Annotated in this window: 15 protein-coding genes; 7 read left to right on the forward strand and 8 right to left on the reverse strand. The window is 63.4% G+C overall.

Translation table 11 applies throughout. The features are described from left to right. Positions 1-84: 84 nt before the first annotated feature. Positions 85-1260, forward strand: coding sequence for an alpha-hydroxy acid oxidase (locus ACUTR7_RS23605; protein ID WP_034396710.1), 1176 nt, complete (start codon positions 85-87; stop codon positions 1258-1260). 63 nt (positions 1261-1323) lie between these two features. Here the strand turns inward: ACUTR7_RS23605 and ACUTR7_RS23610 are convergent, their stop codons facing one another. Further along, the gene (locus ACUTR7_RS23610) at positions 1324-3024 is read right to left on the reverse strand and encodes a 2-isopropylmalate synthase (protein ID WP_445609938.1); all 1701 of its coding nucleotides are present in this window, start codon (positions 3022-3024) and stop codon (positions 1324-1326) included. A 296-nt stretch (positions 3025-3320) separates the two neighbouring features. On the opposite strand from ACUTR7_RS23610, the gene ACUTR7_RS23615 reads away from it, so the two are divergent. Next, positions 3321-4172 carry an AraC family transcriptional regulator gene (locus ACUTR7_RS23615; RefSeq protein WP_445609939.1) on the forward strand — a complete coding sequence of 284 codons (852 nt, stop codon included), beginning with the start codon at positions 3321-3323 and terminating at the stop codon, positions 4170-4172. Positions 4173-4187: 15 nt separating this feature from the next. Here ACUTR7_RS23615 and ACUTR7_RS23620 read toward each other — a convergent pair whose 3' ends face one another. Further along, on the reverse strand, positions 4188-4736 hold the full coding sequence (locus ACUTR7_RS23620) for a DUF3455 domain-containing protein (RefSeq protein ID WP_013800972.1): 549 nt from the start codon (positions 4734-4736) through the stop codon (positions 4188-4190). 313 nt (positions 4737-5049) lie between these two features. Here ACUTR7_RS23620 and ACUTR7_RS23625 point away from each other — a divergent pair, with 313 nt between their 5' ends. The 5 genes from ACUTR7_RS23625 to ACUTR7_RS23645 all read left to right on the forward strand — a co-directional run bounded on the left by ACUTR7_RS23625 (position 5050) and on the right by ACUTR7_RS23645 (position 10786). Next, the gene (locus tag ACUTR7_RS23625) at positions 5050-5634 is read left to right on the forward strand and encodes an RNA polymerase sigma factor (RefSeq protein ID WP_013800973.1); all 585 of its coding nucleotides are present in this window, start codon (positions 5050-5052) and stop codon (positions 5632-5634) included. Between the two features lie 37 nt (positions 5635-5671). After that, the gene (locus ACUTR7_RS23630; RefSeq protein ID WP_043821459.1) at positions 5672-6499 is read left to right on the forward strand and encodes an anti-sigma factor; all 828 of its coding nucleotides are present in this window, start codon (positions 5672-5674) and stop codon (positions 6497-6499) included. A 232-nt stretch (positions 6500-6731) separates the two neighbouring features. Beyond that, entirely contained in the window at positions 6732-7670 is a 939-nt protein-coding gene (locus ACUTR7_RS23635) for an EamA family transporter (RefSeq protein WP_445609940.1), read from the forward strand. Between the two features lie 42 nt (positions 7671-7712). Beyond that, complete coding sequence (gene dinB / locus ACUTR7_RS23640) at positions 7713-9035, forward strand: DNA polymerase IV (RefSeq protein WP_097201541.1); 1323 nt, start codon at positions 7713-7715, stop codon at positions 9033-9035. 191 nt (positions 9036-9226) lie between these two features. Beyond that, complete coding sequence (locus ACUTR7_RS23645; RefSeq protein WP_013800977.1) at positions 9227-10786, forward strand: methyl-accepting chemotaxis protein; 1560 nt, start codon at positions 9227-9229, stop codon at positions 10784-10786. An 85-nt stretch (positions 10787-10871) separates the two neighbouring features. Here the strand turns inward: ACUTR7_RS23645 and ACUTR7_RS23650 are convergent, their stop codons facing one another. From ACUTR7_RS23650 to ACUTR7_RS23675, 6 genes are all read right to left on the reverse strand, one after another. After that, positions 10872-11120, reverse strand: coding sequence for a hypothetical protein (locus ACUTR7_RS23650; RefSeq protein ID WP_445609941.1), 249 nt, complete (start codon positions 11118-11120; stop codon positions 10872-10874). 2 nt (positions 11121-11122) lie between these two features. Beyond that, a complete protein-coding gene (locus tag ACUTR7_RS23655; protein ID WP_445609942.1) occupies positions 11123-11968 on the reverse strand; it encodes a hypothetical protein in 846 nt (281 codons plus the stop codon). Positions 11969-12170: 202 nt separating this feature from the next. After that, entirely contained in the window at positions 12171-12716 is a 546-nt protein-coding gene (locus ACUTR7_RS23660) for a hypothetical protein (RefSeq protein WP_445609943.1), read from the reverse strand. Then, positions 12674-13312: a phospholipase effector Tle1 domain-containing protein gene (locus ACUTR7_RS23665; protein ID WP_445609944.1), complete on the reverse strand. Its 639-nt coding sequence runs from the start codon at positions 13310-13312 to the stop codon at positions 12674-12676. The genes ACUTR7_RS23660 and ACUTR7_RS23665 overlap by 43 nt, the downstream gene beginning before the upstream one ends. Before the next feature lie 563 nt (positions 13313-13875). After that, complete coding sequence (locus ACUTR7_RS23670; protein ID WP_445609945.1) at positions 13876-14424, reverse strand: hypothetical protein; 549 nt, start codon at positions 14422-14424, stop codon at positions 13876-13878. After that, positions 14361-18810, reverse strand: a 4450-nt coding sequence (locus tag ACUTR7_RS23675) for an RHS repeat-associated core domain-containing protein (RefSeq protein ID WP_445609946.1), incomplete at its 5' end; no start/stop codon positions are given. The genes ACUTR7_RS23670 and ACUTR7_RS23675, both read right to left, overlap by 64 nt.

The raw sequence follows: 18810 nt of genomic DNA on the forward strand, positions 1-18810 counted from the left end.
ACCCGAACGGGTGACTGGAATGCGCCCTGCGCACTACCATGCTCGGCAGTCCCGCGGCATGCGGGTTCCAGAAAGCCAGAAAACGTGTCCACCGACCTTTCCAAAATCACCTGCATCGAAGACCTGCGCGTCGTGGCCCAGCGCCGCGTGCCGCGCATGTTCTATGACTATGCCGACTCGGGCTCCTACACCCAGGGCACCTACCGCGCCAACGAGGACGACTTCCAGAAGATCAAGCTGCGCCAGCGCGTGGCCGTGAACATGGAGGGGCGCAGCACGCGCACCACCATGATCGGCCAGCAGGTGGCCATGCCCGTGGCCATTGCGCCCACGGGCCTGACCGGCATGCAGCACGCCGATGGCGAGATCCTGGGCGCGCGCGCGGCCCAGGCCTTCGGCATTCCGTTCACGCTGTCCACCATGAGCATCTGCTCCATCGAGGACATTGCCGAGCACACGGCCCGCCATCCGTTCTGGTTCCAGCTCTATGTGATGCGCGACCGCCGGTTCATGGAGCGCCTGATCGAGCGCGCCCGTGCCGCCAACTGCTCGGCCCTGGTGCTGACGCTGGACCTGCAGATCCTGGGCCAGCGCCACAAGGACATCAAGAACGGCCTGTCCACGCCCCCGAAGCCCACGCTGCGCAACCTGGCCAACCTGGCAACCAAGCCGCACTGGTGCCTGGGCATGCTGGGCACCAAGCGCCGCACCTTCGGCAACATCGTCGGCCATGTGGATGGCGTGGCCGACATGAGTTCGCTGTCGTCGTGGACCGCCAGCCAATTCGACCCCAGCCTGAACTGGGGCGATGTGGAGCGCATCAAGAAGCTCTGGGGCGGCAAGCTCATCCTCAAGGGCGTCATGGACGCCGAGGACGCGCGACTGGCGGCCGACAGCGGCGCCGATGCGCTCATCGTCAGCAATCACGGCGGCCGCCAGCTCGACGGCGCACCCTCGTCCATCGAGGCGCTGCCCGGCATTGCCGAAGCGGCGGGCAAGGACATCGAGGTCTGGATGGACGGCGGCATCCGCAGCGGCCAGGACGTGCTCAAGGCGCGTGCCCTGGGCGCCCAGGGCACGATGATCGGCCGCAGCTTCCTCTACGGCCTGGGCGCCTACGGCCAGGACGGCGTGACGCGTGCACTGCAGATCATCCAGAAGGAGCTGGAGACCACGATGGCCTTCTGCGGCCATACGCAGATCGATACCGTGGACCGCAGCATCCTGCTGCCCGGAACCTATCCGGGTGCCGTTCGCTGAACCGGCAAAAGCCGCACGAAAAAAGGACCGCCTCGGCGGTCCTTTTTCCTTTCAGGCTGCGCCTCAGGCTTGGGCAGGTACGCGCCGGCTTTCCGGCTGCGCCGCCACCAGCCGGCCCGCCGCATGCAGCACGGCCAGGATGGACGCGGTCACGATGTTGGCATGGCGCCCCGCGCCGAAGCGCGTGCCCGCCACGCCGGGCAGGGCGGCCTCGACGATGGCCAGCGCCATGGCCCCGGCGCCCTGGCCCAGGCTGCGTTCCTCGTAGTGGTCAATGCGCAGCGCCACGCCCAGGTGCTGGCCGATGGCGGCGGCCACGGCATCGATGGGGCCGCTGCCTTCGCCATACAGCTGCAGCCGAAGGCCGTCTGGCCGGACCACTTCCAGCGCAATGCCCTGGCCCTGGGCGCTGTCGAACAGGTGGTGGCTGCGGTAGTGCCAGGGACGCTGCAGGGGTGCGAGGTAGGTCGCCTCGAACAGCTTCCACAGGTCGTCGCTGGCCAGCTCGGCCTCGCAGGCGTCCGCCTGTTTTTGCACCACGGCGCTGAACTCCACCTGCATGCGCCGCGGCATGGTCACGCCATGGTCGCGCTGCAGCAAAAAGGCGATGCCGCCCTTGCCCGACTGGCTGTTGACGCGAACGATGCTGTCGTAGGTGCGGCCCAGGTCCTGCGGGTCGATGGGCAGGTAGGGAACGCGCCAGGGCGCATCGGGCCGCTGCGCCGCAAAGCCCTTGGCGATGGCATCCTGGTGCGAGCCCGAGAACGCCGTGAACACCAGGTCGCCCACATAGGGGTGGCGCGGGTGGATGGGCAGGGCCGTGCATTCCTCCGCAATGCGCGCCACGGCGGCGATGTCCGAGAAATCCAGGCCCGGCGCGATGCCCTGCGTGTACAGGTTCAGCGCCAGCGTCACCACATCGAGGTTGCCGCTGCGCTCGCCGTTGCCGAACAGGCAGCCTTCCACGCGCTGGGCGCCGGCCAGCAGCGCCTGCTCGGCGCAGGCCACGCCCGTGCCCCGGTCGTTGTGCGGGTGCACGGACAGCACGATGTGCTCGCGCCGTTCCAGGCGGCGGTGCATCCACTCGATCTGGTCGGCGAAGACATTGGCCGTGCTCACCTCCACCGTGGTCGGCAGGTTGATGATCATGGGCCGCGCGGGGCCTGCATCCCAGGCGCGGATGGCTGCGTTGCACACGGCCAGCGACACGTCGAGCTCGGCCATGCAGAAGGTCTCGGGCGAGTACTGCAGAACCCATTCGGTCTCGGGGTGGGCATCGGTCAGTTCGCGCAGCAGGGCGATGTGGTGCTCCACCATGGCGATGATCTCGGGCACCTGCATGCCGAAGACGATCTCGCGCCAGGCCGGGGCAATGGCGTTGTAGAAGTGCACGATGGCGCGCCGCGCTCCGGCCACGCTGTCCACCGTGGCGCGGATCAGGTCCTCGCGCAGCTGGGTGATGACCATGGGCGTCACGTCGCCGGGGATCAGCCCGTTGTCGATCAGGTGGCGCACGATGCCGTAGTCGGTCTGCGAGGCCGAGGGAAAGCCCACCTCGATCTCCTTGAAGCCTATGCGCACCAGTTCGTGGAACAGGCGCAGCTTGCGCTCGCGGTTCATGGGCTCGAACAGGGCCTGGTTGCCATCACGCAGGTCGGTGGACAGCCACACGGGCGCCTGGCTCAGCTGGCGTGAGGGCCATTGGCGCTCGGGCAGGTCGATGGCAGGGAAGGGAAGGTATCGGGACGCGGGATTCTTCAGCATGCGGGCCTCGCAGGAAACGCTGGGGTTTGCAGCCACCGGATCGGCCGGCGGCGCCGCTCTCCTGGCTTCCCAGTTTGGGGAAGCTGCGCCAGGCCGGGATCAGGGAGAGTCGGTGCGAAATGCGGCGCCTGCGCAGGCGCCCGGACCCCGGCCATGGGCCAGGGATAGTAGGGAGGGCGAGGGCAGGCAGTGCATGGTGCGATGGCGGTGAATCACAGGGAACGGGTGCCAGTTTGCGGGCAGGGTGCTTGTCTGTCTTTATAGAATTTCTCATTTTCTATATGGATCTGGACAATATGCGCACGACCCATGCCCCGGCTTCGGCAGCCGCCGTTCCCTGCAGCCATGCCGGGCTGCCCGAGCTGCAGGCCGCCGCACCGCTGCCGGTCACGGGCGTGGCCGCCGACTATCCGGCGGGGCTGGAGGTGGAGGAACACTCCCACGAATGCTGCCAACTGCTCTACGCCGTGCAGGGGGTGCTGGAGGTGCGCGCAGGCAGCGGGCGCTGGGTGGTGCCGCCCACGCGCGGCGTCTGGCTGCGCTCGGGCGTGCCCCACGGCCTGCGCATGCGCGGCGCGGTACAGGTGCGCAGCCTGTTCGTCGATGCGCAGGCTGCTGCAGACCTGCCGGGTACGGACTGCGTGATCGAGGTCTCTCCCCTGCTGCGCGAGCTCATCAGCGAGGTGGCGCGCTGGCCTGCATCGGCACCGCCGGGGCGGCGCGAATCCATGGTGGTCGAGCTATTGCTGCAGGAGCTGCGCCAGCCGCCCGTGGTGCCGTTTCACCTGCCCTGGCCGCAGGATGCGCGCATGGCCGCTGTCTGCCATGCGCTGGCCGAGGCAGACGGGGCGGATGGCTTTGCCACCGCAGCCGCCGCAACCGCCACCGCCGCTGATTGGGCCGCGCGGCTGGCCATGGGCGAGAAGACCTTCCATCGCCACTTTCTGCAGGCCACGGGAATGAGTTTTGGCCGCTGGCGACAGCGCGCACGGCTGCTGTCATCCATGCAGGCGCTGCTGGCCGGAAGGCCCATCGTGCAGGTGGCGCTGGAGGCCGGCTATGAAAGCCACAGCGCCTATTCGCTGGCCTTCAGGCGCCAGTTCGGCATGCCGCCCTCGGCCTTCGGGGCCAGGGGCGACAGGCCGTAGGAGGGCCGGGCCGCGTCAGGCGGCCTTCCAGATGATGTAGTCGGCCTGGTACTGCACGACCTGCTTCTGGCCCAGCGTGGAGCTGTTGCAGGCCATGGCAGGGGCCACGCCGCCGCGCGTGGCCACGCGCTGGATATAGGTCACGCCCTGCATGGCGCCCATGCCGGTGGCGGGCTCGGCCTTGACCAGTTGCATGGGGATGTTGCCCGCGCTGGACGGCGCCACGGCGACCTGGGTGGCCGTGACCTTGGAGCCGTCCTGGTGCGCCCAGGTGGCGGGCGGGCCGAAGTAGCGGCCGATGACGCGGCCCTGGCGGTCCGTCAAACGCGCATCGGGGCCGACAAAGGCCCATTCCTGCTCCATCGCCTGGTCCTTCTTGGCGCGGCATTCATAGGTGATCTGGCCTATGCCCACCGTCTCCATGGCAACCTTGTGGCCTGCGGGCACCTGCACGGCGGCCGGCAGGTCGGACTGGGAATAGCTCTTGCCCATGTCCATGGAGGAGCAGGCGCCAAGGGTCAGTGCGGCCATGGTGGCCAGGCCGAGGGGGAGGATGTAGCTCATGAAGGTCTCCAGGTCGATGGGTTGAGGGGTGTCGCCTTGGACCGCTTTCCGGTGCGCGACACAGGGAATACGCAGCAAGGCAGCGGCTGGATTCACCTGAATGGAAAAAAAATTTATCCGCATCCGGTTCGCAATGCGCTGCGTATTGCTCACGGAGAGCCGGTACAAGCCGGGAGACCCCCGCCAGACCTTCTGCAAACCCCCGGCTGAGTACCGATATGCCCCTTGAATCCGATCGAAAGACAGAACAAGCCCCCGGGCGGCCACGCAACAGTGCGGGCCACGGGGCCGCCCGCTCGCCCACAATGCGTGCATGGGCACCACACCAACCGACCAAGAGCTGATGGACCTTCTGGACCGCATCGCAGCGCAGGACGAGCCCGCGCTCCGCAGCCTGTACGAGGCCACCTCGTCCCGGCTGTACGGGCTGGCGTTGCGCATCCTGCGGCACAAGGACTGGGCCGAAGACGTGCTGCAGGACAGCTACCTGCACATCTGGCGCAGCGCCTCGGGCTACCGGGGCACGCTGAGCCCGCCGCTGGCCTGGATGGGCCTGGTGGTGCGCAGCCGGGCTCTGGACTTTCTGCGCCGGCGCCGCGCCGAACGCCTGCACCTGAACGAAGAGTTCGACGAGGCGCAACTGGCGGCCCATGGCGGTGGGAACGATGAAAGCCAGGGCCCGCTGCAACTGGCCGAGGCCAGCGAACAGGCCGTGGCGCTGTACCAGTGCCTGGAGCGGCTGGAAGGCCGCCAGCGCGAGGTGGTCAGCCTGGCCTATCTGCGCGACCTCAGCCATGGCGAGCTGGCGGGCCAACTGCAACTGCCGCTGGGCACGGTCAAGACCTGGATACGGCGCGGCCTGGAGCAGCTGCGCCGCTGCCTGTCACGCCATGCGTGAAGCAGTTGACATGCTCTGAGCGGCCAAAGGATTTGCCATGAATATTTCCCGACACCCCGAACTGCTGGACCGGCTGGCCGCCGCTTACGCCCTGGGCACGCTGCGGGGCGCGGCGCGCCGCCGCTTCGAGCAACTGGCCCGTGACCAGGCCCCGGTGCGCGCCGCCGCCCTGCTGTGGCAGGGCCGCTGGTCGGCCCTGTCCGAAATGCAGGCGCCCGTGCGCCCTGACGATGCGGTCTGGGTCCGCATCGACAACCTGCTGCAGGCCGAAAAGGCCCGCGCCGCCCAGGCGCACCGGCGGCGCGCCGACGATGCGCCTGGCATGGCCCGGCGCACGGAATCCGCCGTGGGCCGCGCCCTGGCCTGGTGGCGCGGCGCCGCCGTGCTGGGCGCCTGCGCCACCGTGGCGGCCGTGGCCGTGGGGCTGTGGTCGCACCAGGACCTGCGCCAAAGCGGCGAGCGCCAGCTGGCCGTGCTGAACAACCAGTTGCAGGCCACCCAGGCTGCGCTGCAGGCCGCGCCCCAGATCCAGTACGTGGCCGTGCTGGCCGACGACAAGGCCGATGCCTCCATGCTCGTGACCTTCGACCCCGGCAAGAACACCCTGGTGCTGCAGCGCGTGGGCGACTTCCATGAGGCCTCCGACAAATCGCTGCAGCTGTGGGCCCTGCCGCCCCAGGGCGGCCCGCAATCGCTGGGCGTGCTGGGACGCGACAAGCTGGTCAAGCTGACCGCCGCGGCCGCCGAGGTCCAGGGCGTGCCTGCCCTGGCCATCAGCCTGGAGCCCAAGGGCGGCGTGCCCAGCCAGACCGGGCCCACGGGACCGGTGCTGTTCAAGGGCGCTTTGATCCGGCGCGACCTGTAGCGCGCCGCGCAGGCCCGCTCGCCATTGGCGACGGCCGTGCTGCTGCACAACGCAGCCTGCTTGCCCTGGCCAGAGCAGGGCGCGCGTGCAGCGCTGGCTGGCCGGCCTCTGTTTCGCTGCCGGGCGCGGCAGCCTTCTCCAAGCGCGTGCGCCTGGTGCCCGACCGGCGGCTATGCTGGCCGGCACTCAGTCGCCCGCGCCTTGCCGGCGGTGCCTTCCCTTTTTTGCCGACATGCTTTCTTCCCTCCAAGACCTGACCTGGCTGTGGGTGCCCGTGGTGCTGTTCGCCGCAGCCGCCCAGACCGTGCGCAACACGGCGCAGCGCTCGCTGACCGCCGAGCTCGGCACCCTGCCGGCCACCCTGGTGCGCTTTCTGTACGGCCTGCCGTTTGCAGGCATCTACCTGCTGGCGCTGTACCTGGGAGGCGATGGCGCCTGGACGCTGCCCCGGTTCTCATGGGCCTACCTGGGCTGGATCGCGCTGGGGGCCTTCTTCCAGGTCGCGGCCACGGCGGCGCTGCTGCTGGCCATGAAGGAGCGCAACTTCGCCGTGGCCGTCACCCTGTCCAAGACCGAGGTGCTGCAGGTGGCCCTGTTCGCCGGCATCTTCCTGCATGAGTTGCCCACCGCCGTGGCGCTGGCGGCCATGGCGCTGGCCACCTTCGGCGTGCTCATCCTGTCGCTGCCGCCGCGCGGCCAGATGCTGTCGCTGTCGGCCTGGGCCAGCCGCTCGGCGCTCTACGGCCTGGCCTGCGGTGCCTGCTTTGCCATTGCCACCGTGGGCTATCGGGGCGGCGCCGTGGAACTGGCGCGCCTGGGCGAGATATCTCCCTGGCTGTCGGGCGCCTGGGGCGTGCTGATCGCCCAGCTCATGCAGACCCTGGGCCTGGGCGCCTGGATCGCGCGCACCCACGCGCAGGGCATGCGCCCCATCTTCCGCGCCTGGCGCGTCTCGCTGCTGGCCGGCGGCATGGGCGCGGCCGCCTCGCTGGCCTGGTTCACCGCCTACGCCATGCAGGGCGCGGCACCCGTGCGCACGCTGGGCATGGTCGAGGTGGTGTTCAGCTATATCGTTTCGCGCCGCGTGCTCAGCGAAAGCCTGAGCCGCCAGGAAATGATCGGCATGGCTCTGATGGTGCTCGGACTGGTGCTGATCTGCCTGCAGGGATGAATGGTCCAGGGCCTGTGTGAACAAGCCTTGCAGGCTGTATGAATGCACAGTTGCCGCAATAATGGCGGCGTGCCTGAAACGACACCCACGACACCCCCGACACCCGCAAGCCCTGCCGATGCTGCGCCCCCGCGCCGCATCGCCCATCTGGACATGGACGCCTTCTATGCCTCGGTGGAGCTGCTGCGCTATCCGCAGCTCAAGGGACTGCCCGTGGTCATCGGCGGCGGACGCCGCGCGCACGACGAGGCGCTGGATGCGCGCTACGCCGGCCGGCTGCACGAGATTCCGGTGGACGAGTTCTCGCGCCTCAAGGACTACGTGGGCCGGGGCGTGATCACCACGGCCACCTACCCGGCGCGCCAGTTCGGCGTGGGCTCGGCCATGGGCATGATGAAGGCCGCGCGCCTGTGCCCCCAGGCCATCCTGCTGCCCGTGGACTTTGCCGAGGTGCGGCGCTTCTCGCGCATGTTCAAGGAAATCATCGTCTCCATCGCCCCGCTGATGGAGGACCGCGGCGTGGACGAGGTCTACATCGACTTCACCGATGTGCCCGGTGGCCAGCGCGAAGGCGGGCGCGTGCTGGCGCGGCTGATCCAGAAAACCATCACCGACGCCACGGGCCTGACCTGCTCCATCGGCGTGGCGCCCAACAAGCTGCTGGCCAAGATGGCCAGCGAATTCAACAAGCCCAACGGCATCTCCATCGTCCAGCCCGACGATCTGCAGGCCGTGATCTGGCCGCTGGCCTGCCGCAAGATCAACGGCATAGGCCCCAAGGCCGACGCCAAGCTGCAATCGCTGGGCATACAGACCATTGGCGAGCTGGCCAAGCAAAGCCTGCCCCAGCTCGTGCAGTGGTTCGGCCGCGCCTACGGCAACTGGCTGCATGGCGTGTCCTGGGGGCGCGACGAGCGGCCCGTGGTCACGCACAGCGAGCCCGTCTCCATGAGCCGCGAAACCACCTTCGAGCGCGACCTGCACGCCGTGCGCGACCGGGCCGAACTGAGCGCCATCTTCACCGACCTGTGCGAACGCCTGGCCCAGGACCTGCAGCGCAAGGGCTACATGGGCCGCACCGTCGGCATCAAGCTGCGCTACGACGACTTCAAGACCGCCACGCGCGACCACACGCTGGAGCTGCCCATGGCCGATGCCGCCACCCTGCGCCGCGCCGCAGGCCAATGCCTCAAGCGCGTGCCCCTGGCCAAGCGGCTGCGCCTGCTGGGCGTGCGCGTGGGCAACCTCGTTCGCACGGCCGACTGGAACGCCACCGCCCACGACCCGCTGGCGCGCGAGCAACTGCTCAGGGGACCGGCCCAACCCGCGCCGGACAGCGATCCCTTTACACCTCAACTGTTCTGAATCATCACCACGAATCTGGCGCACACGCTGTAAACCCATGCACCAGTTCCGAGCATGAGACTGCGGTTGCCGTGCTGTGAGATGATTTGGAAATGTGAATTTGTGTTTCCGTTTGATGGATTCCGGTGGCTTCTGAGCGTTTTGCCATGCCATTTCACAAGAACAAGAGACATCCCAAAGGAGTGGTACCCATGCGCGTGAATTTGCCCGTCAGCCAGCTCAACTACGACTTTCCGGGCGATGAGCTGCTGGTATCCGTCACCAACACCAAGGGCGAGATCACCCATTGCAACCCGGCCTTCGTGCGGGTCAGCGGCTATTCCTACGAGGAACTGATCGAGCAGCCGCACAACCTGATCCGCCACCCGGACATGCCGGCCGCCGCCTTCAAGGACATGTGGCGCACCATCGCCCACGGCTACCCATGGACTGCCCTGGTCAAGAACCGGCGCAAGAACGGCGACCACTACTGGGTGCGCGCCAACGTCACGCCCATCATGGAAGGCGGCCGGCCGCGCGGCTACCTGTCGGTGCGCACCAAGCCCCGGCCGGACGAGATCGAGGCCGCCGAAGCCCTCTATGCCCGCATGCGCGCCGAAGCCGATGCCGGCCAAGAAACCCTGCGACTGCGCGGCGGTGAACTGCGCCGCCTGGGCCTGGCAGGCCTGTGGGACCGCCGCAGCGACCTGGGCCTGACAGCCCGCATGGCGCTGATGCTGGGCGGCGTGGGCCTGGCCGCCATGCTGCCCGACCTGCTGGGCTGGCAGGGCGCCGCAGCCTGGGGCACGCGCCTGGCCGCCTTGCTGGCGGGGGGCAGCTTTGTGCTGTGGCGCTTCCAGCAGCGCTGCGTGGCGGGCCTGGAGCAGGCCAGCGGCTTTGCCGCCGACATTGCCAGCTGCCAGCTGGGCACCAACATGCAGCACGACTACAGCGGCCCCATGGGTGCCCTGATGCAGCGGCTGCAGCAAATCCAGATCAACCTGCGCGCCGTGGTCGGCGACGTGCGCACCGAAATGCGCGGCTTTGCCACCACCGCCCACGAGATCGCCCAGGGCAGCTTCGACCTCGCGCAGCGCACAGAATCCCAGGCCACCAGCCTGCAGCAGACGGCGGCCTCGATGGAAGAGATATCGGGCACCGTCGCACAGACCGCCGACACGGCCCAGCTCATGGCCCATGAAAGCGACCAGAGCCGCCAGGTCGCCGGCAAGAGCGGCGCCGCCATCCAGGAAGTGGGCTCTGCCATGGAGCACATCCGCGGCTCCTCGCGCCGCATGGGCGAGATCATCGGCGTCATCGAAAGCATTGCCTTCCAGACCAACCTGCTGGCCCTGAATGCCGCCGTCGAAGCCGCACGCGCAGGCGAGCAGGGCCGCGGCTTTGCCGTCGTGGCCGGCGAAGTGCGCGCCCTGGCCCAGCGCAGCGCCTCGGCCGCCAAGGAAATCAGCGGCCTCATCAACCGCACCGTGGACGGCATCAACGACGGCAACGCCCGCATGGACGCCGCAGGCCGCACCATCGACGGCATGGTCGACGCCGTGGGCCGCGTCAGCGACCTGGTCCACCAGATCAGCATCGCCACGCGCGAACAATCCGTAGGCATCGCCCAGGTCAACGACGCCGTGGCCCAGCTCGACTCCGTCACCCAGCAAAACGCCGCCCTGGTCGAACAATCGGCCGGCGCGGCGGGCTCGCTGCGCGCCAGCGCCCAGTCGCTGGAGCGGTCGCTGGAGGTGTTTACGTTGCGGTGAGGGGAAAGGCCGGCAGGATGAGGCCGACTTGGGGCAGGCCACAGTCAGGCCATGGGCTGTGGCTGCCTTGAAATGCCGGGACAGCTCAGAAATCCCGGCTTTCGATAAAACAGAATTCGGTGCGGTTGGCGCCTGAGTCGGTTTTGAGGCGAGAGTCCGCGCTGACGATATGCAGCTCGTTGCCATAAGCATGCACGTAGTTGAAATCATTGCCGGATGCCACTACACCTGATTCTGTATCTATGCTTGTATGGACTGATTGGTCTTGCTGACTGATGCGGTGCACTAGGAGCTTCCTATCATTTACGCCAACCCAGGCAATGTCTTTGTCCACCTCTACCATCTTCCCAAAAATGGAAGCAATATTCTGACGTTGATGAAGCTTGGTTCTCCATAGAAATCCAAAATTCCCCGAACGTTTTCTACATAGAGCTGCTCACCGATCCAGTAGCTGATGGCCAGGCCTCCATCTTTGAGTGCAATGCCTGTGGTTGCAGTTGAATTCAAAGGGATTTCAACCAACAGATTTCCTGTGGCACCATAGACTCTCAGTGCCGATCCGATAGATTGCTGAGAGATTTTTTCTACGTAATAGTTGATGATTCCGATGATGCGCCCCTGGCTTTCGAACAGCGCCGTTATCTCCCCTTGGCGATTGCCTTGTATTTTTAGTGGCTTGCTTTTCTGTAGGTCATGGCTGAGATGCTGTAGGGATGGCATATCTTTTTCTGTTATTCCTCCTATGAAATAGCCCTTGGCACTTGCGGCGATGCTGCGGACAAGTGTCATTTCGGTCAATGGTCTGGTGCGCGATACCATTGACAAGTCTTTCTTCAATTGCAGAATTGTCGAATCACCTTTGTGGCCCATGTGAACTAGTAATGGACGGTATTGGGTGGTTTGTGCAAATGACGGGAGAATATAGAGGCTGATCGGTGAATTTATTATCTCGGTGGATTTTTCTGAGCCACATCTCATCTCCTGGGTATATAGAGGTGGGGTGTTTTCAGATGAGTGTGTTTTTAATCTTGACTTGATTAGATGCGAGGTGCCATTTGGTGAGATTAATTGTGCATACGGAGGATGTGCTGGCTTTGTATTTGTAGTGGATAAATTTAACTTTGCGTACGCTTGAGTGATGCTGGTCGCAAAATATATGATCAATAATTGGAATATTTTCATGAAATATTCCGAATGGTTTGATGAATGATTGTCTGGCGTACGACATGTTGTGGAATGTGTTCTGGATTGTTCATGCATAGGCATAAAGTACAACATGAAAGAACACAGGCTTACGGGGTTTGCATCCATATCGTCATGGATGGGCTGGAGTTTATTTTCCTGCATATGCCCCTTGTTGAATGTCCTGAGTAATTGCTTCTGTCTAGCGCCATTTATAAGGTTCAGCGCTGATTTCTACTTTGTCATCTCGAAATATGACAATCATCTTCAATTGAGTATTTGGGCGGTCTGCTCGGATTTTTGAAATAAGCTCTGGAGTCAGTATGGGAGTCAGGTCCACACGCTGTACGTAATGGGGGTTGGTGGCCCAGAGTTTCTCATAAATTTCATCGCTTTTGCTCGAGTACTTTATTTCTTGCGGAGTGTTTTTTGACCAATCGAGAAATTCATTGCTATAAATAAACCACTCTATTTCTACAGATCTTGGTATTCCTCCTTGTGTATCTCCTGGCATAAAACTCATATGTGATCCTCCTCCTCCTGGGCCAAGTGGACCAGGAAATGGTCCTCGTTGTCCGTCAAAATCAAAACGCTTTGCTAATAATGAGCTTATTCCTTTGTTGTAAAAAGACAATGACAAGCCAATGCCTTGCTTTCTATTTGCGCAACTGGCTAATGGTAATAAAAATGATGAGGAAAAATAAACTATCGCAGTGCGACGGTGAGTCCATAATTTTCTTGTAGCCATTTTGCATATTCCCTTATATCTATATCTCCAGTAATAGCTGATACACCATCCCTATCAAATCCCGGCCTGTCTCTATATTTGATGAATTTTTGGCTCTCGGCGTGCGTCAGTCCTTCTATCTCTGCAACACGTCGATAGATACAATCACCTTTCTTTTCATTGTTCTTTTTTAAACAAAAAAGGCTGTCTTCTGGAATTCCGCCGGGAGGTGTAGTGCTTTTGTCGTGAAGAACGGGCTCGGTTACTGTTCCCCATTTTCTGTCACCAGCCTCCTCCCAGCTTCTCATCGCTAAACCACTCTCCTTTGCCTTCTCTGTAATCCAGTTCAGCGCCACATTGGACAAGTCGCCCGCCCCAAAGCTGCCGCCAATATCGGAATGGCTTCCAATAAAGCCTAACTGGATGCCTCGATCAATAGCTTCACCAGGGAATATTGAGCGATTCTCATTCAGCGCCACGGCCTGGAATACATGTTGAATTTCAGCAGGAATAGCGAGTTGCCATTCGTCATTGCTGGCTCCAAGGGCACCAAACTGTGCTACGGTATCCCACAGCCCCAGGAAACGCATTTCCACACAGTCGGATTTTTCTTCCATCGACGCTCCTTGGTACGAGTGATCACCCGGTTTGCAAAGTCCCTGGCCATGGCGGCACCACGGCTGAAACCTACAATATCGATACTTCTGCAAACTGATGAGACTCCATGTACTCATCCAGCTGTCCCAGCATGTAGTCCACACGTTCGCGGGCTGTCACACCCCTGGAATAGTCTCCCATTCGTGTGCGGATACCTTTATCCAAGTCGTCACGGCCCACACCATTGATATGCAGGCGTGGGCCATTAACTGTTTCGTCATATGCTAGAAAGAACTTGTAGACGTTGGAGACAGTATCTTTCTCTGGCGGTGGATTGGAATTTCCACTCCCATAACTCCCAGCGGGTCGGGTGTGAGGTATTGGCTCCGGTCCGGGGCGTAGTCGCGGTGCTGGTGTAGTGCAGCCCGGTTTCGGCGTCTTGGTACTGACTAGGCAGGCGTCGTCCGACACCTTTGACAGTACCTGCTGCTGCCCAAGCTGCGTTGCTCTGGGCGCCACGTCTTGCTGGTCTAGGGTATGCCAGCCTGCCTCTCATATGCGGAATTGCTCCGAATGCAGAAATTCATCGCCACTTATAAGGTTCAGCGGTGATTTCCACTTTGTCATCTCGAAATATGACAATCATCTTTAACTGAGTGTTTTCCCAGTCTGCTTGGATTTTTTCTATGAGTTCTGGAGTCAGAATAGGAGTCAGATCTACGCGCTGTACGTAATGGGGATTGGCGGCCCAGAGTTTTCTATAAATCTCTCTATGTTCACTGGAGTTTTTTTCTTCACGGGATGTGTTCTTTGACCAATAAGTATATTCTTCACTATGAATAACCCATTCCGTCTCTACAGATTTCGGTACTCCGCCTTTAATATCTCCTGGCATGAATCCCATATTTTTGCTATTCGTTAAACTTGGTCCAAGATAGCCCGGCATCGGTCCTTTTTTTCCATCAAAATCAAATCTCCTGGTAGCTAGCGGACGAGAGCCTTTATTGTAAAATTCCAGTGATAGGCCAATACCCTCCCTCCGACTGGCACAACCGATTGCTGTCAATGTTACCGTTGCAAGAAAGCAGCTTGTTGCAGTGCGACGGTCAGTCCGTAATTTTCTTTCAACCATTTAGCATACTCCTTTATATCTATATCGCCGGTGATTGTTGATGAACCATCCCTGTCAAACCCAGGTCTGTCTCTGTATTTGATGAATCTTTGGCTTTCAGCATGCGTCATTCCCTCTATTTCGGCAACACGGCGGTGCGTACATTCGCCTGTTTTTTCGTTGTTCTTCTTCAGGCAAAATAGACTATCTTCTGGAATGCCGCCAGATTGAGTTAAGCTTTTGTCGTGGAGAACTGGTTCGGTGACCATTCCCCATTTGGCATCCCCCACATCTTCCCATTCATTCATTGTGAGTCCACTCGCCTTCGCCTTCTCAGCGATCCAGTTCAACGCCACATTCGATAAATCACCAGTACCAAAGCTGCCGCCAATATCCGCATGGCTGCCTATGAATCCGAGTTGGGTACCCCGATCTATAGATTCCCCCGGAAATAATTGGCGATGTTCATTGAGTGCGACTGCTTGAAAAACATACTGCACTTCCGAAGGAATGGCCAGTTGCCATTGGTCATTGAGGCGTCCAGTTGCACCGAACTGTGCCACCGTATCCCATAGGCCTAGAAACCGTAGCTCCATGCATTCGGACTTCTCTTTCCAATGCTGTTCTTTGATACGGGTGGCAACCTTGTTTGCAAAGTCCCGGCCCATGGCTGCGCCACGGCTGAAACCAATGATGTCGATACTGACCTTTTTGCCTTCTGCAAACGTATGCTCTTCCATGAATTTGTCCAGATTTTTCAGCATATGGTCTACGCGCGCACGTGCGGTACTGGCTACCATGTGGTCATTCCATGGTGCTGTAATTTTGCTTTCGTCGTCATAGCGGCCAACGCCGTTCATGTACCATGATTTTCCGTTGATATTTTGGTCATACGCTAAATAGAACTTATAGACGTTGGACCAAGTATCCTTATCTGGCGGTGGATTGGAATTATTGGTCCCATCAAACGCAAAAAGAATCAACCCCTCCGGATCCACATACCGCAGCGGATTGCCCCGCACATAGCTGTAGGGATTGGGTCCATCCGGCATGCCCAACGGATCGGGCGTGAGGTATTGGCCCCGGTCCGGGTCGTAGTAGCGGTGCAGGTTGTAGTGCAGCCCGGTTTCAGCATCGTGGTACTGGCCCGGCAGGCGCAGCGGCATTTCAAAGCCGGGCTCCGATGCCTTGGACAGCACCTGCTGCCGGCCAAACGCCGTGTAGCGTGCACGCCAGATCAACTGGCCCTGCGTGTCGGTGGCCGCTTCCACGGCACCCAGGTGGTTGGTGTGCAGCCAGGCCAGGCGTTCGCCGCCGCCGCCCAGCCAACGGCCCGCGATGGTGCCCAGGTCCTGCACGATGCGCAGCGTGCCGGGGCCATCCGCAGGCTTGCGGCCTTGGGGCGTGTCGATGACGGCCAGGGGCCACTGGCCCAGGTGGATGTACTGGCGCGTGATGCGGCCCTGGGCATCGAGTTCGGCGCTGAGTTGGCCGGATTCGTAGAGGTACGCCCGGCTGCCTCCTTGGGCCTTGCCGGTGTGTTTTGCAATGCGCTCGCCCCGGTGGTTGTAGCGGTAGCGGGCCAGCGGGGCGCCCTGTTCGCTGACCTGTTCCAGCCGCCCCAGTGCGTCCCAGCGGTAGCTGTGCGGGCCTGCCTGCAGGGGCTGGCCGTTGGCGTTGTACTGGGTGCGCTGGGTGGTTGTGTCTTTCTGGTCCGCTGCACGCTCGGCACTCCAGCGGTGGCTGCCTGGCAGGTAGGCGATGGCCCGCGTGCCCGCCTGCAGATCGCCGGAGGCCACGTTCTGCTGGTCCAGGGTGCGCCTGCCGGCCTCGTCATAGTGGTAGCGGCTGGAGCGCAGTTCCTGGCCAGTGCGCTGGACCTGGACGATCAGGCGGTCGTGCATGTCGTAGGCATGGCTGTCCTGGTGCAAAGTCTGCGGGGCTTGGCTGTAGTGGTCCTGGCGCAGCAGCAGGTTGCCTTGGCTGTCCCACAGGTAGCGCATGTCCAGCAGGGCTTGGGGGTCGGTGGGCTGGCCCAGGGCTCCGGGCTGGTCGGGCGCCGGTTCGGCTGTCGTTTGCGCGGCAGTTGCTGCAGTGGCCTGTGCCTTGGCTTGCATGGGCTCGGCCGCATGGGCCGGGGTCAGGCCTAGCAGTTGCTCTGCAATGTCGGTGGGCCGGGCGCCCAGCATCCAGTCATGGGATGTGCCAGAGGCAGTGCGTGTGTTGTTCTTGCCGGTCTGGCGGTAGACGATGCGCGCCAGCAGGCCTTCGCGGCTGCGTTGATAGCGGGCCTCGATGCCGTTGCCTGCCTGCCAGCTGCGCAGTCCCACCAGGTCGCGCTCGAATCCGGTGGCAATGGTTTGCGCCGGGCTGAGCCAGCGCAGCCAGGGAGTGCGCACGCGCTGCCGCTGCAGGCCGGTGATCTGGCCATGGCCGTCGCGCAGGTAGTGCAGCCAGCTGCCGTCGGGAAGGCTGGCGGCGGAGAGTCTGCCGTGGCTGTCGTATTCGTAGTGGAGGGTGTGGTGCTGGCTGCTCTCCCCGCTTTCACCGTTTGCACCGCTTTCTTCATGGCGGGTGATGCGCTTGCGTACACGCAGGCCGCGGTCGTTGTATTCGTAGGCCTCGCTTTGCTCGGGATGCTCCAGCGCCACCAGCCTGGGGCCCTGGTAGCGCCAGCGGGTGGTGGTGGTTCGTGGCCGCGCGCCATCTTGCGGCAGTTGCGTGATGGTCTGGCGCAGGATGCGGCCGCGCAGGTCGTATTCGTAACGCGCCTGCTGGCCCAGGGCGTCGCGGCCCGAGACCAACCGGTCGGTGGCGTCGTAGCCGCGAATGCTCAGGCCGCTGTCGGGGCTGAGGGTGGCGACGCTGCGGCCGAAGTCGTCGTAGAACTGGCGTGCCTGCGGTGCAGGTTCAGTGCCGGCCTCGTCTGCGGCGGATGGCGGCTGCTCTGGCGCGCCGGGCTGGTAGGTCTGCACCTGGGCCATGAGGCGGCTGCCGTCATCGGCGCGGCCACCGTAGCGACCGGACTGCAGCAGGCGGCTTTCCGTGTCGTAGCGGTGCTGTGTGAAGCTGCCTCGGACATCGGCGCTCCACAGCAGGCGGCCCAGGGCGTCATGGTGCTGGCGGCTCTGGGCCGCATAGGCGGCATTGCTCGTCTTGTCCCCGTTGCCGGGCCAGCCGCCGGTGCCGGTTTCCGTGAGGTGGCCCAGCGCGTCGTAGCGCCAGCTTTGCTCTTGCAGCACGCTGGCGTCGGGGGCCAGGCTGCGCATAGCCACCAGTCGGGCCTGGGCGTCGTGGTGCAGTTCGGTGCGCCAGCCCGTTTCATCCTCCTTGGCCGAGGGATCCCGGCTGTGCATCTGGATGATGCGCCCGGCCTTGTCATGCTCCAGCGCCACGGTCGTGCCATCGGGCTGCAGCACGCGCGTGACGTGGCTGCCGCTGCGGTCCCAGCGCAGCCGCGTGAGATCGTTCTGCGCCGGGCTTCCGTCGTCATAGCCTGCCAGCGAGGTGGGCAGCGGCCCATCGATGTCCACCAGCACGCTGCGGCCGTTGATCTCGGTGTAGCGGTAGCGCGTGCTGCGTTCGATGGGCGTGGCGCCGTCCGCATTGCCTGCGGGCTGGCCCTGGGCGTTCAGCGGACTGAAGCCCGCCTCGGTGATCTGCAGCGGCTGGCGGCTGCTGTTGTAGCGGATGCGGATCTGGTGTTCGCGCCCGGGCACGACGCTGGGCCGGGCGATGCGTTCGGGCGCGTATTGCTTCCAGGGTTCCTTGCCGTAGCCGTAGCGCACCTGCAGCTGCGGGGCCCGGGCTTGGCCTTGTGTGTAGGGAATGCGGTACACGGCCAGCGGGCGGCCGAAGGGGTCCAGCTCGGTGCGCGTGCCTTCCAGCGGGCGGCCTGCGGGATCGAGCCGCGTGGCTTCGGTCAGGCGCCCTTGCGCGTCGTACCGGTAGCGCATGTCGCCGGGGCCGCAGCTGGCGCAGCCCGGGCCGCGCACTTCAAGCAATCGCCATTGCCCGCCGATGGTGTCGTAGTGGTAGGTGGTCGTTTGCCCAAGGCTGTTGGTGAGGGTGTTCTTCCAGGGCTGGCTGAGGTCCAGGGTGACTTTTTCCTGCTGGCTGTCCGGTGGTCCGCGCACGCTCAAGGTGGCGCGGCCGTTGTCGCCGTAGCCGTAGCTGGCGATGCGCTCGTCCATGGGCTTGCCGTCGCTGCCCTGGCCCTGGACGCTGATGCCGGTGAGCAAGGTGGGGTGGCGTGGGTCTTCATAGTGGTAGTGGCGCTGGACCGGGGCTTGGCCATCGGCCGATGGGAGGCTGACTTGCACGAGGCTGGCGTTCAGCTTGGCCTGGGGCTGGGTGCTGCCGGGCAACGGTGCGCTGCCGTGGCGGTAGTCGATGCGGCCCAGCGGG

The organism is Delftia sp. NA_296.1 (assembly GCF_052692095.1).

Coding starts and splice junctions, on each gene's coding strand:
- ACUTR7_RS23660 (WP_445609943.1), bottom strand. CDS start 12,716: ATGGCTACAAGAAAATTATGGACTCACCGTCGCACTGCGATAGTTTAT.
- ACUTR7_RS23665 (WP_445609944.1), bottom strand. CDS start 13,312: ATGGAAGAAAAATCCGACTGTGTGGAAATGCGTTTCCTGGGGCTGTGG.
- ACUTR7_RS23645 (WP_013800977.1), top strand. CDS start 9,227: ATGCGCGTGAATTTGCCCGTCAGCCAGCTCAACTACGACTTTCCGGGC.
- ACUTR7_RS23620 (WP_013800972.1), bottom strand. CDS start 4,736: ATGAGCTACATCCTCCCCCTCGGCCTGGCCACCATGGCCGCACTGACC.
- dinB (WP_097201541.1), top strand. CDS start 7,713: ATGCACAGTTGCCGCAATAATGGCGGCGTGCCTGAAACGACACCCACG.
- ACUTR7_RS23625 (WP_013800973.1), top strand. CDS start 5,050: ATGGGCACCACACCAACCGACCAAGAGCTGATGGACCTTCTGGACCGC.
- ACUTR7_RS23655 (WP_445609942.1), bottom strand. CDS start 11,968: ATGAAAATATTCCAATTATTGATCATATATTTTGCGACCAGCATCACT.
- ACUTR7_RS23635 (WP_445609940.1), top strand. CDS start 6,732: ATGCTTTCTTCCCTCCAAGACCTGACCTGGCTGTGGGTGCCCGTGGTG.
- ACUTR7_RS23630 (WP_043821459.1), top strand. CDS start 5,672: ATGAATATTTCCCGACACCCCGAACTGCTGGACCGGCTGGCCGCCGCT.
- ACUTR7_RS23615 (WP_445609939.1), top strand. CDS start 3,321: ATGCGCACGACCCATGCCCCGGCTTCGGCAGCCGCCGTTCCCTGCAGC.
- ACUTR7_RS23610 (WP_445609938.1), bottom strand. CDS start 3,024: ATGCTGAAGAATCCCGCGTCCCGATACCTTCCCTTCCCTGCCATCGAC.
- ACUTR7_RS23670 (WP_445609945.1), bottom strand. CDS start 14,424: ATGGTTGAAAGAAAATTACGGACTGACCGTCGCACTGCAACAAGCTGC.